Annotated in this window: 14 protein-coding genes; 11 read left to right on the top strand and 3 right to left on the bottom strand. The window is 70.6% G+C overall.

Annotated features, from left to right (window positions below):
• Positions 1–52 precede the first annotated feature (52 nt).
• Positions 53–298: a hypothetical protein gene (locus ACVCAG_RS00070; RefSeq protein WP_440086450.1), complete on the top strand. Its 246-nt coding sequence runs from the start codon at positions 53–55 to the stop codon at positions 296–298.
• Positions 299–419: 121 nt separating this feature from the next.
• Here the strand turns inward: ACVCAG_RS00070 and ACVCAG_RS00065 are convergent, their stop codons facing one another.
• The 3 genes from ACVCAG_RS00065 to ACVCAG_RS00055 all read right to left on the bottom strand — a co-directional run bounded on the left by ACVCAG_RS00065 (position 420) and on the right by ACVCAG_RS00055 (position 4253).
• Positions 420–998, bottom strand: a complete 579-nt coding sequence (locus ACVCAG_RS00065; protein WP_447189424.1) for a Uma2 family endonuclease — start codon at positions 996–998, stop codon at positions 420–422.
• 82 nt (positions 999–1080) lie between these two features.
• On the bottom strand, positions 1081–2388 hold the full coding sequence (locus tag ACVCAG_RS00060; protein ID WP_447189265.1) for an MFS transporter: 1308 nt from the start codon (positions 2386–2388) through the stop codon (positions 1081–1083).
• A gap of 203 nt (positions 2389–2591) precedes the next feature.
• Positions 2592–4253 carry an AMP-binding protein gene (locus tag ACVCAG_RS00055; RefSeq protein WP_440086453.1) on the bottom strand — a complete coding sequence of 554 codons (1662 nt, stop codon included), beginning with the start codon at positions 4251–4253 and terminating at the stop codon, positions 2592–2594.
• Between the two features lie 269 nt (positions 4254–4522).
• On the opposite strand from ACVCAG_RS00055, the gene argC reads away from it, so the two are divergent.
• From argC to tyrS, 10 genes are all read left to right on the top strand, one after another.
• Positions 4523–5545 carry an N-acetyl-gamma-glutamyl-phosphate reductase gene (gene argC / locus ACVCAG_RS00050; protein WP_447189264.1) on the top strand — a complete coding sequence of 341 codons (1023 nt, stop codon included), beginning with the start codon at positions 4523–4525 and terminating at the stop codon, positions 5543–5545.
• Entirely contained in the window at positions 5542–6696 is a 1155-nt protein-coding gene (gene argJ, locus ACVCAG_RS00045) for a bifunctional glutamate N-acetyltransferase/amino-acid acetyltransferase ArgJ (protein WP_447189263.1), read from the top strand. Before argC ends, argJ begins: the two co-directional genes overlap by 4 nt.
• Positions 6693–7655: an acetylglutamate kinase gene (argB, locus tag ACVCAG_RS00040; protein WP_440086456.1), complete on the top strand. Its 963-nt coding sequence runs from the start codon at positions 6693–6695 to the stop codon at positions 7653–7655. The genes argJ and argB overlap by 4 nt, the downstream gene beginning before the upstream one ends.
• Before the next feature lie 56 nt (positions 7656–7711).
• Positions 7712–8863 carry an acetylornithine transaminase gene (locus tag ACVCAG_RS00035; RefSeq protein ID WP_440086465.1) on the top strand — a complete coding sequence of 384 codons (1152 nt, stop codon included), beginning with the start codon at positions 7712–7714 and terminating at the stop codon, positions 8861–8863.
• The gene (gene argF, locus ACVCAG_RS00030) at positions 8853–9893 is read left to right on the top strand and encodes an ornithine carbamoyltransferase (RefSeq protein ID WP_447189262.1); all 1041 of its coding nucleotides are present in this window, start codon (positions 8853–8855) and stop codon (positions 9891–9893) included. The genes ACVCAG_RS00035 and argF overlap by 11 nt, the downstream gene beginning before the upstream one ends.
• Positions 9890–10396, top strand: coding sequence for an arginine repressor (locus tag ACVCAG_RS00025; protein WP_350967519.1), 507 nt, complete (start codon positions 9890–9892; stop codon positions 10394–10396). Before argF ends, ACVCAG_RS00025 begins: the two co-directional genes overlap by 4 nt.
• Positions 10397–10466: 70 nt before the next feature.
• Entirely contained in the window at positions 10467–11675 is a 1209-nt protein-coding gene (locus tag ACVCAG_RS00020; RefSeq protein WP_440086458.1) for an argininosuccinate synthase, read from the top strand.
• 13 nt (positions 11676–11688) lie between these two features.
• Positions 11689–13125, top strand: coding sequence for an argininosuccinate lyase (gene argH, locus ACVCAG_RS00015; RefSeq protein WP_447189261.1), 1437 nt, complete (start codon positions 11689–11691; stop codon positions 13123–13125).
• A gap of 102 nt (positions 13126–13227) precedes the next feature.
• The gene (locus ACVCAG_RS00010) at positions 13228–13878 is read left to right on the top strand and encodes a DNA-3-methyladenine glycosylase (protein WP_447189260.1); all 651 of its coding nucleotides are present in this window, start codon (positions 13228–13230) and stop codon (positions 13876–13878) included.
• A gap of 134 nt (positions 13879–14012) precedes the next feature.
• Positions 14013–15281 (top strand): tyrosine--tRNA ligase, encoded by a 1269-nt coding sequence (gene tyrS, locus ACVCAG_RS00005; RefSeq protein WP_440086462.1) that lies wholly within the window; start codon positions 14013–14015, stop codon positions 15279–15281.
• Positions 15282–15939 lie beyond the last annotated feature (658 nt).

Here is a 15939-nt window from a genome sequence, read left to right as displayed (position 1 = left end):
TGGGCGGATCGCTCGCCCGGAGCGGGGAAGAGCCCTTCCCCGGGAGGGGGCGATGAGGCATCTGCTGGTGTTCGCCGAGCGTGACACCGCCGAGGAGGTCGCCGAGACCGTGGCCGGGGAGTTTCCGGTGATCGGCATGCCCGCGGTGGTCAGGGAGACCCTTGCGGGGGAGGACGACGCCGAGGACGCCCAGTGGCTGGTGGTGGTCGAGGACCCCTCCGGGGCGCTGCCGCCGGAGGGCGTGGCCCGCCTGGAGGCGCTGGCCGAGGAGCATGACGGCTGGCGCGAGAACGGGTGAGGCGTGGCCTCGTCCGGCGGATTCCCGCACGGTGAGGCGAAGCCCGCGGCAGGTGGGAATGTCCGGAGGATGTGGCCGTAGCCCGTCCCGGGCGGCGACGGGCACCGCGTGAGGCCGGACCCTAGAGCCGGTCGATCCCCGTCAGGTCGATGTCGATGTCGAACGGCGCCGAGATCTTGAGCCGGTCGTGGTGGATGCCGGTGAGAACATAGGACCTGGCGACCGGGTCGAGCTCGTAGACGTAGATCGCGGGTTTCCCCGACTGGTTCTCGACCAGCCAGAAGTGCGCGATGCCCGCCTCGGCGTACAGCACCGGCTTACGGTCGCGGTCGCGCGCCCTGGAGTCGGGGGAGATGACCTCCACGGCCAGCACGACGTCCTCGGCCCGGTAGAAGGTCTGCTCATGGCTGTGCTCGGCGGAGGCGTGAATGACGCTGATGTCAGGCTCGGGCCGCTGTCGTTCGCCCAGCATGACGCTCATCTCCCGGCGCACTCGAAGATTTTCCGGAATGGTCCGGTGAAGACCCGCCTCCAGGAGAAACATGGTGCGCGTGTGAAAAGAAGCCTGAGGACTCACGAAGACCAGGCTTCCATCGATTAACTCTGTGTGTGCGGGCAATTGCGGAATGCGATCGAGATCCTCCGCGACGAACCCCTCCGGCGGGGGGAACACCCAGTCGGGCAGCGAGGACTCCGTCATCTCGGGGCTCCGTACGTTGACCGTCATAATCCCACAGTAGCAACGGGATTCCGTTCCGTGAGGACACTTGCCGGTGCCCGTGTCAGGCGCGGGCGGCCTCCTCGCGGCGGGCGCGCTCCCTGATCGCGTGCTCGTCGGTGCGGGCGTCGTAGGTGCGGAACCTCGGCAGCAGCGCGGCCATCGCGGCCACGGCGCCGACGCACAGCAGGCCACCCGCGCCCAGGGAGAAGCGGGTGCCGCCGAGGTCGGCCATCAGGCCCGCTCTGGCGTTGCCGAGCATCGGGCCGCTGGTGTAGGAGAGCAGCTCGATGCCCGCCAGGCGGCCGCGGAACTCGTCGGGGATGGTCTGGTTCCAGATGGTCGAGCGGAAGACGCCGCTGATCATGTCGGCGGCCCCGGCCACGGCGAGGAAGGCGAAGATGCCCCAGACGTTGGGCATCAGCGCCGCCAGCGCCACCGCGACGCCCCACACGGCCGCCGCGATGATCACGCCGAGGCCGTGCCGGTGCACGTGCGCGGTCCAGCCGGAGGTGACGGAGGCGATCAGCGAGCCGATGGCCGAGGCGGAGAAGAAGAGCCCCAGGGCCTCGTGGGCGCCCATCTCGTCGGCGAGGAACGGATACAGCGCGGTGGAGAACGCGAAGATCATCGCAGCGATGTCGACCAGGTAGGTGCCCATCAGGTCGCGGCGGCCCACGGCGTAGCGGACCCCTTCGACCAGGGACCTGATCGAGGCCGAGGGGGTGTCCTCCGAGCGCGGCTGGGCCCGGACCATCCACAGCAGGACCAGGGACGCCAGGAAGGTCACGACGTTGATGCCGTACGCGACGGCGACGCCGAACGAGGCCGCGATCAGGCCGCTGAGGCCCGGGGCGACGATGGCGCCCAGATTCCACCGGAAGGCGCCGAGGGCGGCGGCGGCGGCCAGCTGGTCGTGCCTGACCACGCGCGGCATCAGCGACTCCAGGCTGGGCCGCTGCAGGCTGCCCAGGCCGGCCGAGAGCGCGCCGACCACGTAGAGCACCCAGACCTGCGGCTCCGGCAGCAGCGCGTTGACGGTCAGGATCGTGACCGTGAGGCAGAGGCCCACCTCGGTGAGAAGAATGATCTTGCGCCGGTCGAGGGCGTCGGCGATCGCCCCGCCCCAGAGCCCGCAGACCACCATCGGGACGAACTCGGCCACGCTGACCAGGCCGACCGCCAGGTAGGAGCCGGTGAGCTCCTTCATCTGCAGCGGCACCGCGACCAGCGTCAGGAAGGTGCCGAACATCGTGATGACGCCGGAGCCGAAGAGCAGCCGGAAGTCGCGTGAGTCACGAAGAGGACTGAGGTCCATCGCCAGGCGTCGGAGCAGGGTCTTCTTGATCGGTCGATCGGCGTTTTCCGGCACGAACAGCTAGTTTCGGTGGTGACCTACGCGATGGCAAGTCATTTTCCGGCAGGTCGCGGCCGGGAAGGGCGCGGGAAAGCCGACCCGGCGCCGGGCGCCCGTGGGGGCAGGGCGCCGGCGGGGGGACGGTGACGGGGCGGGGCGGGCGGGGCGACGGCGACGATGATGAAAGGACGACGGGGCGGGGTGTCGTCCGGCGGGCGTCAGGGGCCCAGGACCTCCTGGCGCAGCCGGGTCTTGAGGATCTTGCCGCCGGGGTTGCGGGGGAGTTCCGTCTCGCGTGTCCAGAACCTGACCGGCACCTTGAAGAGGGCGATCCGCTCGCGCAGGAAGGCCTGCAGTTCCTCGTCGGTGACCGGGGACGACAGCCGGAGCACCGCGCCGACCTCCTCGCCCAGCTCGTCGTGGGGGATCCCGATCACCGCGGCGTCCTCGACCGCCGGGTGTTCGAACAGGGCGGCCTCGACCTCGGCGCAGTAGACGTTCTCGCCGCCGCGGATGACCATGTCCTTGGCCCGGTCCACGATGAACACGAATCCCTCCTCGTCCACCCTGGCCAGGTCGCCGGTGTGCAGCCAGCCGCCGACGAAGGTCTCCGCGGTGGCCTCCGGCCGGTTCCAGTAGCCCAGGATGACGTTCGGGCCGCGCAGGCAGAGCTCGCCGACCGTGCCGGCCGGCAGTTCGCCGCCGAGGGGATCGGCGATCTTCACCTCGACCACGGCCATCGGCAGGCCGATGCTGTCGGGCTTGGCCAGGTAGTCGGCTCCGGCGTTGCTGATGGCGAGCGCGGTGGTCTCGGTCATGCCGTACCCGTTGGAGGGGGCGCGGTTGGGCAGCTGTTCGGTGATGCGCTCCAGCAGCTTCGGCGGGGCGGGGGCACCGCCGTACCCGAGGCCGCTGAGGCTGGAGATGTCGTACTTGTCGAGATCGGGATGGGACAGGAGCTGCCACACGTTGGTGGGCACGCCGGTGAGCCCGGTGATCCTCTCGCGCTCGATCAGCTCCAGCGCGCGGCCCGGGTCCCACTTGTACATGAGCACCAGGCCGCCCCCGGTGAACATGGTGGTGGTCATCACCGCGAAGCAGCCGGTGACGTGGAAGAGCGGCACGGTGAGCAGGGTGACCCGCCGCTGCCCGGCCGCCTCGCCCGGGTCCCTGCCCGCCTTGATCACGCTGCGGTACAGGCCGTAGGCGACGGTCATCGGCGACTGCCCGAGGTTGCGGTGGCTGCCGAGCGCGCCCTTGGGGCGGCCTGTCGTGCCGGAGGTGTAGAAGATCGTCGCGGGGTCCTCGGGGGAGAGGTCGACCGGCGGCAGCGTCACGCCCGCCTCCACCTCGCCCATCACGTCGTCGAAGGAGCGGGCGCCCGCGGGCACCGTGCCGCGGGTCACGATCAGCGCCGGGGCCAGGCCGGCGAGCCCGGCCGCCCGCTCGCCGTCGGCGATCAGCACCTTGGCCCCCGAGTCCGACAGGCCGTACTCCAGTTCCTGCGGCGTCCACCACGCGTTGAGCGGCACGGCTATCGCCCCGGCGGCCAGCGCGGCCGAGAAGGCGATCACCCACTCGGGGTAGTTGCGCATGGCGATGGCCACCCGGTCGCCCTTGACCACGCCGTACTCGTCCACCAGGCGCCGCGCGAGCGTGGCGGCCCGCCGGAAGTGCTCCTCGTAGGTGATGTGCTCGTCCTCGTACGTCAGGAAGACCTTGTCGCCGTGGAACCTGCTCGTCTCCAGAAGGGCCCGGAAGTCGCGGGGCGCGTGCTTCCAGGTTTTGACGGTCCCGCCGTGGCTGAGGACCTCTTCCGTCTCGAAAAGCTGTCCGGGGCCGGTGAGCTGGGCCCGGACCTGGTCGTGGGTGACAGTCATGCGTTCGTACTCCCGGAGGTGGAGGGGCCGGAAACGTCACGATACCGACCGGTAGGTACGTGCAACAGTGCCGAAACACGGCCGATGGCTTCGTGCCCGCGTTCACAAGCCGGTAAAGCATGGACTTCGCGGTTTTTCCGGCCCGTGGCATACCTCTGGACGGCCAGGGCCACGTGTTACCGGCTTGCATGGCAATCCTTCAAGATGCATAATCTTTCTAGTAAGTCCATGAGTATCAATGCATAAGCATGCAGACATCGGGGGGACGGATGAGAGCGGCGATCGCGGGTGCCAGCGGCTACGCCGGAGGTGAGCTCCTACGCCTGCTGCTGTCCCACCCCGGCATCGAGATCGGCGCGCTGACCGCGGCCTCGAGCGCGGGCACCGCCCTCGGCGCCCACCAGCCGCACCTGGCCCCGCTGGCCGGCCGGATCCTGCTGGAGACCACGCCCGAGACCCTCGGCGGCCACGACCTCGTCTTCCTCGCCCTGCCGCACGGCCAGTCGGCCGTCGTCGCCGAGCAGCTCGGCGACGGCACCCTCGTGGTCGACTGCGGCGCCGACTTCCGGCTCGCCGACCCCGCCGCGTGGCAGCACTTCTACGGCGGCGTCCACGCGGGCACCTGGCCGTACGGGCTGCCCGAGCTGCCGGGACGGCGCGAGGAGCTGCGCGCCACCCGGAGGATCGCCGTGCCGGGGTGCTACCCGACGGCCGTCACCCTGGCCATGTTCCCCGCCTTCGCCGCCGGTCTCGTCGAGCCCGACGTGGTGGTGGTCGCCGCCAGCGGCACCAGCGGGGCGGGCAGGGCGCCCAAGCCGAACCTCCTGGGCAGCGAGGTGATGGGCTCCGCCAGCGCGTACGGCGTCGGCGGCGTCCACCGGCACACCCCGGAGATGGAGCAGAACCTCTCCCCGCTGGCGGGCGAACCGGTCACCGTCTCCTTCACCCCCGTGCTGGCACCGATGAGCCGGGGCATCCTCGCCACCTGCACCGCCCCCGCCAGGCCCGGCCTCACCCCGGCGGTCCTGCGCGAGGCCTACGAGGTCGCCACCAAGGACGAGCCGTTCCTGCGGCTGCTCCCCGAGGGCCAGTGGCCCGCGACCTCGATGACCCTCGGCGCCAACACCGCCGCCCTCCAGGTCGTCCTGGACGAGCGCGCGGGCCGCGTCGTCGCCGTCGTCGCCATCGACAACCTCACCAAGGGCACGGCCGGCGGCGCGATCCAGAGTGCCAACCTCGCCCTCGGCCTGCCGGAAGAGCTCGGCCTTCCTCTCAACGGAGTCGCCCCATGAGCGTGACCGCCCCTCTCGGCTTCCGTGCGTCGGGTGTCGACGCCGGGATCAAGTCCGGCGTCGACCGCGACCTGGCACTGGTCGTCAACGACGGCCCCTCGCGCGCCGCCGCCGGGGTCTTCACCGCCAACCGGGTGAAGGCCGCGCCCGTCCTGTGGTCCGCGCAGGTGCTGGCCGGGGGCCGGGTCCACGCCGTCGTCCTCAACTCCGGCGGCGCCAACGCCTGCACCGGGCCGCTCGGCTTCCAGGACACCCACGCCACCGCGGAGAAGGTCGCCGCGGCCCTGGGAGACTCGGCCGGGGAGGTCGCGGTCTGCTCCACCGGCCTGATCGGCGAGCGGCTGCCGATGGAGCCGCTGCTGGCCGGGGTCGACCTCGCGGTCTCCCAGCTCGCCAGGGACGGCGGCCTGGCCGCCGCCGACGCCATCCGCACCACCGACACCGTCTCGAAGATCTCCTTCAGGAAGGGCGCGGGCGGCTACATGGTCGGCGGCATGGCCAAGGGCGCGGGCATGCTCGCCCCCGGCCTCGCCACCATGCTCTCGGTGATCACCACCGACGCCGACCTGCCCTCCGAGCAGCTCGACGCGGTGCTCCGCAAGGTGACGCGGGTCACCTTCGACCGGCTCGACGCCGACGGCTGCATGTCCACCAACGACACCGTGCTGCTCCTGGCCAGCGGCGCCTCGGGAGTCGTCCCCGACCTCGCCGAGTTCGAGCAGGTCCTCCTCGCGGTCTGCGCCGACCTTGCCCGCCAGCTGCTGATGGACGCCGAGGGCGCCTCCAAGGCGATCGCCATCGAGGTCGTCGGCGCCGTCTCCGAGGACGACGCGGTCACCGTCGGCCGCGCCGTTTCCCGCTCCAACCTCTTCAAATGCGCCATGTACGGCGAGGACCCCAACTGGGGCCGTGTGCTGTCGGCCGTCGGCACCACCGACGCCGTCTTCGAACCCGACCGGCTCAACGTGGCCATGAACGGCATCTGGATCTGCAGGGGCGGCGCGGCGGGCGACGACCGCTCCAAGGTCGACCTCACCCCGCGCGAGGTGACGATCACCATCGACCTGTCGGCGGGACCGCACTCGGCGACGATCCACACCACCGACCTCACCACGGCGTACGTCCACGAGAACTCGGCGTACTCCACATGAGACGCGCCGAGGCCCTGAAGAAGGCCGCCACGCTGATCGAGGCACTGCCCTGGCTCGCGAGCTTCCACGGCGCGACCGTCGTCATCAAGTACGGCGGCAACGCGATGACCGAGGAGCACCTGCGCGAGAAGTTCGCCGCCGACGTCGTCTTCCTTCGCTACGCCGGGCTCAGGCCGGTGATCGTGCACGGGGGAGGGCCGCAGATCAACGCCCAGCTCGACCTGCTCGGCATCGAGTCCACCTTCACCGCCGGGCTCAGGGTCACCACCCCCGAGGCCATGCAGGTCGTCAGGATGGTCCTCGTCGGCCAGGTCAACCGCGACGTGGTCGGCCTGATCAACCGGCACGGGCCGTTCGCGATCGGCATGTCCGGCGAGGACGCCCACCTGCTCACCGCCGTACGCAAGCACGCCGTCGTCGACGGCGTCGGCGTCGACATCGGCCAGGTCGGCGACATCGTCAACGTCGAGGCCGGCGCCGTGCGGGCACTGCTGGACGACGGCCGGATCCCGGTGATCTCCTCCATCGCGCGCAGTGACGACGGCACCGTCTACAACGTCAACGCCGACACCGCCGCCGCCGCGCTCGCCGTGGCCCTCCAGGCGGCCAAGCTGATCATCCTGACCGACGTCGAGGGCCTGTACCGCGACTGGCGCCCCGACGCCGACGAGAACGAGATCATCGAACAGCTGTCCGCCACCGAGCTGGAGAAACTCCTGCCGGGACTGTCCAGCGGCATGATCCCCAAGATGGGGGCGTGCCTGACCGCCGTCCAGGGCGGCGTGCCACGAGCCCACGTGCTCGACGGCAGGGTGCCCCACTCGGTGCTGCTGGAGATCTTCACCGACGAGGGCATAGGAACCATGGTGCTGCCGGACGCCTCCGAGGCGGCGGCCGTGCCGGAGCCGGTCAGGCGGCGGCCCGCGGCCTCCGCCCAGCTGAAGGGGAACGACCAGTGAGCCCGCAGGAAAGACCCGCAGGAGAGGCGCTCGCCAGGCGCTTCGAGGCCGCCTTCATGCCCAACTACGGCGTGCCCCCGGTGGCGCTGGCCCGAGGCGAGGGCGCGAGGGTCTGGGACGTCGACGGCCACGAGTATCTCGACCTGATCGGCGGCATCGCGGTCAGCTCGCTCGGCCACGCCCACCCCGCGCTGGTCGAGGCCGTCTCCCGGCAGGTCGCCACGCTCGCCCACACCAGCAACCTCTTCCTGCACGAGCCCGAGGTGCTGCTCGCCGAGCGCCTGCTCGGCCTCCTCGGCGCCCCGGCCAAGGTGTTCCTCACCAACTCCGGGACCGAGGCCAACGAGGCGGCGCTGAAGCTCTCCCTCAAGTACGGCAAGGCGAACGGCCGCACCTACTTCGTGGCCGCGGAGAACGCCTTCCATGGCCGTACCCTCGGCGCGCTCGCGCTGACCGGTAAGCGCTCCATCCGCGACCAGTTCGGGCCGTTCCCGATCGACGTCCGCTTCGTCCCGTACGGTGACGCCGACGCGCTCAAGAACGCGGTCACCGCCGAGTGCGCCGCGGTCTTCCTCGAACCCACCCAGGGCGAGGCGGGGGTCGTGCCCCCGCCCGAGGGCTACTTCACGGCCGCCAGGGAGATCTGCGACGCCACCGGCGCGTTGCTGGTCGCCGACGAGATCCAGTCGGCGATCGGCCGCACCGGGCACTGGTTCGCCCACCAGCACGAGGGCGTCCTGCCCGACGTGCTCACCCTGGCCAAGGGCCTCGGCGGCGGCATGCCGATCGGCGCCTGCGTCGGCTTCGGCGAGGCGGCCACCGTCTTCGCCCAGGGCGACCACGGGTCCACCTTCGGCGGGAACCCCGTCTCGGCCGCCGCCGCGCTCGCCGTGCTCGACACCATCGACGGGGACGGCCTGCTGGAGCACGTCCGCACCGTCGGCACCGAACTCGCCGAGGGCGTCGCCGCGATCGACCACCCGCTGCTCGCCGGCGTCCGCGGCCGTGGCCTGTGGCGGGCCGTCGTGCTGACCGCCGGCCGCTCCGCCCAGGTCCAGGCGGCCGCCCAGCGCGCGGGTTTCCTGGTCAACGCACTCCAGCCCGACGCGGTACGGCTCGCGCCCCCGCTGGTGATCACCTCCGCCCAGGTCGCGGCCTTCGTGGCCGCGCTTCCCGCCATTCTCGACGAGGCCGCAGATGCCCAGTAACCTCGCCGGACAGGCGCCCGTCAGGCACTTCCTGAAGGACGACGACCTCTCGCCCGCCGAGCAGGCCCAGGTGCTCGACCTGGCCGAGGCCATGAAGAAGGACCGCTACGGCTACCGTCCCTTCGAGGGACCGCAGACCGTCGCCGTCCTCTTCGACAAGCACTCCACCCGCACCCGCGTCTCCTTCGCGGTCGGCATCGGCGAGCTCGGCGGCCTTCCGCTGATCCTCGACGCCGGATCCTCCCAGATGGGCCGGGGCGAGTCGATCGAGGACACCGCCCGGGTCCTGGAACGCCAGGTGGGCGCCATCGTGTGGCGCACCTCGGGCCAGGAGCGGATCGAGGCCATGGCCTCGGCGTCCTCGGTGCCGGTGGTCAACGCCCTCACCGACGAGTTCCACCCCTGCCAGATCCTCGCCGACCTGCAGACCGTCAGGGAGCACTTCGGCAGGACCGCCGGGATCACGCTGGCCTACTTCGGCGACGGGGCCAACAACATGGCCCACTCCTACCTGCTCGGCGGGGCCGTCGCCGGCATGCACGTGCGGGTCGCGGCCCCCGCCGGATACCTGCCCGACCCGGAGATCCTCCGGCGGGCCGGCGAGGTCGCCGCGCAGACCGGCGGTTCGGTCGCGGTCCTCGCCGACCCGGCCGAGGCCGCCGCGGGCGCGGACGTGCTCGCCACCGACACCTGGGTCTCCATGGGGCAGGAGGGCAAGGAGCAGCGGATCGCCGACCTCATGCCGTACCAGGTCAACGCCGCGCTGGTGAGCTTGGCGGCCCCCGACGCCGTCGTCCTGCACTGCCTGCCCGCCTACCGCGACCTGGAGATCTCCGCCGAGGTCCTCGACGGCCCGCGGAGCCTGGTGTGGGACCAGGCGGAGAACCGGCTGCACGCCCAGAAGGCCCTGCTGTACTGGCTGGTCGCGGTGGCGGGCCAGGCCGGTTCCCCGGGTGACGGCTCCTCGGACGGCGGTTCCGCGGACGGCTCCGCGGGCGGCGACGCGTCCGGAGTCGGGCGATCCACATGACGATCCCGATGACCAAGGTCGCCCGCCAGGCACGGATCACCGACCTCCTGCAGCGGCAGCCGGTCCGGTCCCAGCCCGAGCTAGCCAAACTCCTGCTGGAGAGCGGTGTCGAGGTCACCCAGGCCACCCTCTCCCGCGACCTGGACGAGCTCGGCGCGCTCAAGCTGCGCGCCGAGGACGGCTCCCTGGTCTACGCCCTGCCGGGGGAGGGCGGCGGCCGGATAAGGCTCGCCAGGCTCGGTACCGGCGAGTCCCCGGCCGCCAGGCTCGGCAGGCTCGCGGAGGAGCTCCTCGTCTCCGCCGAGGCCTCCGCCAACCTGGTCATCGTCCGCACGCCGCCGGGCGCCGCGCAGTTCCTCGCCTCCGCCATCGACCACGCCGACTGGGAGTCCATCCTCGGCACGGTCGCGGGAGACGACACGATTCTCGTCATCAGCCGCGACCCGCTGGGCGGGGCGGCGGTCGCAGAGGGACTGCTCCGGCACGCCGACCGACGTATTTAGCCTGCTCAGGCAGGCTATGACCGGCAGCATCCGACACCTGTGACCAATAAAGATCTTGGAGATATCCATCATGACCGATCGGGTCGTACTCGCGTTCTCCGGAGGACTGGACACCTCCGTCGCCATTCCCTTCCTCGCCGAGAAAACCGGCGCCGAGGTCATCGCGGTCGCCGTCGACGTCGGCCAGGGCGGCGAGGACATGGAGGCCATCCGCAAGCGCGCCATCGACTGCGGCGCCGTGGAGTCCGTCGTCGTGGACGCCCGCGAGGAGTTCGCCACCGACTTCTGCGTGCCCGCACTGCAGGCCAACGCCCTCTACATGGACCGCTACCCGCTGGTCTCCGCCCTGTCGCGGCCGCTGATCGTCAAGCACCTGGCCGCGGCGGCCAAGGAGTTCGGCGGCACCCACGTCTCGCACGGCTGCACCGGCAAGGGCAACGACCAGGTCCGGTTCGAGGCCGGTCTGGCCGCCCTCCACCCCGAGCTCAAGGTCATCGCCCCCGCCCGCGACTACGCGTGGACCCGGGACAAGGCGATCGCCTACGCCGAGGAGAAGAGCCTGCCGATCGAGACGACCAAGAAGAACCCGTACTCCATCGACCAGAACATCTGGGGCAGGGCCGTCGAGACCGGCTTCCTCGAGGACATCTGGAACGGCCCGATCGAGGACGTCTACGCCTACACCGCCGACCCGGCGCAGCCGCGCGACGCGGACGAGGTCATCGTCAGCTTCGTCAAGGGCGTGCCCGTCGCGCTGGACGGACGGCACCTCACCCCGTTCCAGATCATCGAGGAGCTCAACCGCCGCGCGGGCGCCCAGGGCGTCGGCCGCCTCGACATGGTCGAGGACCGGCTCGTCGGCATCAAGTCCCGTGAGGTCTACGAGGCGCCCGGCGCCATCGCGCTGATCACCGCCCACATGGAGCTGGAGAACGTCACCGTCGAGCGCGACCTCGCCCGTTTCAAGCGGTCGGTGGACCAGCGCTGGGGCGAGCTCGTCTACGACGGCCTCTGGTTCTCCCCGCTGAAGAAGGCCCTCGACACCTTCATCGCCGAGGCCCAGGAGCACGTCACCGGCGAGATCCGGATGACCCTGCACGGTGGCCGGGCCACCGTCACCGGGCGCCGCTCCGAGGCGTCGCTGTACGACTTCAACCTCGCCACCTACGACACCGGCGACACCTTCGACCAGTCCCTGGCCAAGGGGTTCGTCGAGCTGTGGAGCCTGCCCTCCAAGATTGCCTCCGCTCGGGACGCCCGGCTGGGCTCATTGGGCTAAGGTCGCGGATTGAATGGGGAGGAGAACAACGGTGACTGATGGTGGAAAGCCCATGCGGCTGTGGGGCGGCCGGTTCGAGGGAGGTCCGGCCGACGCGCTGACCAGGCTCTCGGTGAGCGTCCACTTCGACTGGCGGCTGGTGCCGTACGACCTGCTGGCCTCGCGCGCGCACGCCAGGGTGCTGCACCGCGCGAACCTGCTGAGCGACGACGAGCTGGCGCGCATGATCGGCGCCCTGGACGACCTGGAGCGCGCCTGCAAGGCGGGCGAGTTCCGGCCGACCGTCGCCGACGAGGACGTCCACACCGCGCTGGAGCGCGGCCTGCTGGAACGCCTCGGCACGCTCGGCGGCAAGCTCCGAGCCGGTCGCAGCCGCAACGACCAGGTCGCCACCGATCTGCGGCTCTACCTGCGCGACCATGTCAGGCACATCGTGTCCCGGCTGGTGGAGCTGGAGACCGCGCTGATGAGCCAGGCCGAGGAGCACGCCGAGACGGCGGCCCCCGGCATGACCCACCTGCAGCACGCCCAGCCGGTCTCCTTCGGTCACCAGCTCCTGGCGCACGTGCACGCCTTCGCCCGCGACATCGACCGCCTGCGCGACTGGGACAGGCGCGCGGCCGTCTCCCCGCTGGGCGCCGGGGCGCTGGCCGGATCCTCCCTGCCGCTCGACCCGCAGGCCGTGGCGGGGGAGCTCGGCTTCGACTCCGCCGCCCCCAACTCGATGGACGCCGTCGCCGACCGCGACTTCGCCGCCGAGTTCCTGTTCGACGCGGCGATGATCGGCGTGCACCTGTCGAGGCTGGGCGAGGAGATCGTCCTGTGGGCCTCGCAGGAGTTCCGCTGGATCGAGATGGACGACGCCTACTCCACCGGCTCGTCGATCATGCCGCAGAAGAAGAACCCCGACGTGGCCGAGCTCGCCCGGGGCAAGAGCGGCCGTCTCATCGGCAACCTCATGGCGCTGCTGACGACGCTCAAGGGCCTGCCGCTGACCTACAACCGCGACCTGCAGGAGGACAAGGAGCCGGTGTTCGACTCCGTCGACAGCCTGCTGCTCGTCCTTCCCGCCATGGCCGGGCTGGTCGCGACCATGCGCGTCAACACCGCGAAACTGGAGGCCTCGGCCCCCGACGGGTTCGCCCTCGCCACCGACCTGGCCGAGCTGCTGGTCCGCCGGGGTGTCGCCTTCCGCGAGGCCCACGAGGCGGTCGGGCACCTGGTCGTCTGGTGCCAGGTCAACGACAAGGACTTCGGTGAGCTCACCGACGAGGAGCTGGCAAAGGTCTCACCGCACTTCACGCCCGACTCCCGCGAGGTCCTCTCGGTGCCCGGCGCGCTGGCCGCCCGCAAGGCGCACGGCGGCACGGCACCCGACCGGGTCCGTGACCAGCTCATCGCGCTGCGTGAGATCGTCGACGCCCAGGCCGCCTGGGCGAGCGGAAGCTGATGTCCGGCGACGGCCGTCTCGAGGCCGCCGAGGTGCCGGGTGACGCTGGCCGGGTCGTCCCTGACTCGGGCGACTTTCGCCTGGTCGCCGGGGGCCTGGGCGATGGCCGCTGACGAGAACGGCGGGCGACCGCCCGCCGCGTCCACGCCCCTGGCACGCGACTTCTTCGACCGGCCCGCCCACGAGGTCGCCCCCGACCTGCTGGGACGGATGCTCGTGCACGGGCCGGTCATGTTGCGGATCACGGAGGTCGAGGCGTACGGGGTGCCGGGCGAGGACCCCGCGTCGCACACCTACCGGGGCCGGACGCCGCGCAACGCGGTGATGTTCGGCCCGCCGGGCCACCTGTACGTCTACTTCACGTACGGTATGCATTTCTGCGCCAACCTCACCTGCCTTCCCGAGGGCGTCGGCTCCGGGGTGCTGCTGCGGGCCGGAGAGGTGGTCTCCGGTGCCGAGACCGCCCTGGCCCGCCGGAGCGCGGGAAGCGCCCGTCCCGTCAGGGAAGCCGATCTCGCCAGAGGGCCGGCCCGGCTGGCGGTGGCGCTCGGCCTCACCCGCGAGCACAACGGGCTCGACGCCTGCGGCCCCGGATCACTCTCCGTGCTCGAGGGCGAGCCGGCCAAGGTGTCGTCCATCCTGTCGGGGCCGCGCACCGGGGTCTCGTCGGGTAAGGAGACGCCCTGGCGTTTCTGGATCGAGGGTGAGCCCACGGTCTCCCCGCACCGCCCGCACGTCCCGCGCCGCCGGTAGGTCGCGTGCGCTCTCCTCGCCTCCCTCGTCCGTCCTTGCGCGCGAGAAGGGTTTCGAGTGGCGCGACGGTGCCGTGATCGGGCAGGGTGTACGAGAGCGCTAAATGTCCCTTCGAGCATTGGAAAGCAAGGATCGTGACCGACATTCTGGATGACCTCGCCTGGCGCGGCCTGATCGCGCAGTCCACCGACATCGACGCTCTGCGCGCGGCGATGGCCGAGGGTCCGATCACGGTCTATTGCGGCTTCGACCCGACCGCCCCCTCCCTGCACGTCGGCAACCTGGTCCCGTTGCTGACCCTCACCCGCCTCCAGCGGGCGGGTCACCGGGCCATCGGCCTGGTGGGCGGCGCGACGGGTCTGATCGGCGATCCCAGCGGCCGGAGTACCGAGCGCTCGCTCAACTCCTCCGACGTCGTGGCCGAATGGGTGGCGCGGATCCGCGTCCAGGTGGAGAAGTTCCTCGACTTCTCGGACGAGAAGACCGGGATCCTCGTCAGCAACCTCGACTGGACGGAGGGCATGTCCGCGATCGACTTCCTGCGCGACGTCGGCAAGCACTTCCCGGTCAACCGCATGCTCGCCCGCGAGTCGGTCTCGGCCAGGCTGGGCGGCGAGGGGCTCAGCTACACCGAGTTCAGCTACCAGATCCTGCAGGCCAACGACTACCTGGAGCTGAACAGGCGCCACGGTTGCACGCTCCAGATCGGCGGCAGCGACCAGTGGGGCAACATCACCGCGGGAACCGATCTCATCCGCCGGGTGACGGGCGGTCACGTGCACGCCCTCACCGTGCCGCTGATCACCAAGGCCGACGGGACCAAGTTCGGCAAGACGGCCGGCGGCGCGGTCTGGCTCAACCCGGAGATGACCTCCCCGTACGCGTTCTACCAGTTCTGGCTGAACGCGGACGACCGTGACGTGGTGAAGTTCCTCAAGATCTACAGCTTTCGGTCTCGTGAGGAGATCGAGGGGCTGGAGAAGGCGGCCGCCGAGCGGCCCGCCGGGCGCGAGGCGCAGCGGGCGCTCGCCGAGGAGTTCACCACGCTGCTGCACGGCGCCGACGAGTGCGCCGCGGTGATCGCCGCTTCGGCGGCCCTGTTCGGCCAGGGGTCCCTGGAGGAGCTGCCCGCGCGCACGTTGGGAGAGGCCCTCGCCGAGGTGCCGCGTGCGGAGGTGCCCGCTCTGGGGGCGTCCTTCGTCGACCTGCTCGCCGAGAGTGGCCTGGTGAAGTCGAAGTCGGAGGCGCGCCGCGCGGTGAAGGAGGGCGGCGCCTACCTCAACAACGTCAAGGTCACCGACGAGGCGTATGTGCCGGCTGCCGATGATCTGCTTCACGGACGCTTCCTGGTGCTGCGCCGTGGCAAGCGTTCCGTCGGCGGTGTCGAGATCATCGCTCCCTGATCCTTCCCCCGCCTGTTGCTCTGTTCCCGGTGTTTCCTGGTCCCTGGTGGTTCCCGGTGTCGTTCGGGTCTTCCGCGAGGGGCTGTTCTTCCGGTTTTTCCGGCTCTTCCGGCAGGTCAGCTGGATGCTCCCGGGCGGCTGGACGCCCCGGCTCAGGCCGGGGCGTCAACCGTCCCACCACGTAACATTCCGGTAGCGAACGTTCCTGGTTTCCTTAAGGAACTGCTCTGACCTGCGGTTTTGCCAAGCGTGGCTGATTTGACGATGCCCCGAGAGGCGCATAATCTTTCCAATGCCCCGGAGCGAGCCGGACGCCGATCGGCGGACGGGCCCAGGGCCACTCCACCTGAAACGAACCTGAGCGTTCGGACTCCGCGTAGATCACCGGAAAATCGGTTGATTCGCTGTGGCCTGGATGACACGGTAGGTTCAGGGAGCCGCCTCGGAAGCGAGGCGGTGGAAATCCTAGCAAGTTTGCAGGTTTTGTGACAAACGGCTGATGGCTAGCAATTTGACACAATCTTGACAGGCCTGTACGGTTTAAATACGAAATGGAACGCCCCGGAGTTCTGCCGGACCGGTTGGTCGGGTCAGGGTGATGGTGTACGCGTCCGTTTCTTGAGAACTCAACAGTGTGTTAAAAGCCAGTGCATGAAGC

This window comes from Streptosporangium sp. G12, assembly GCF_052983175.1.
Note: the sequence above shows the minus strand (reverse complement) of the source record. Positions and strands in the feature narration are given on the sequence as shown.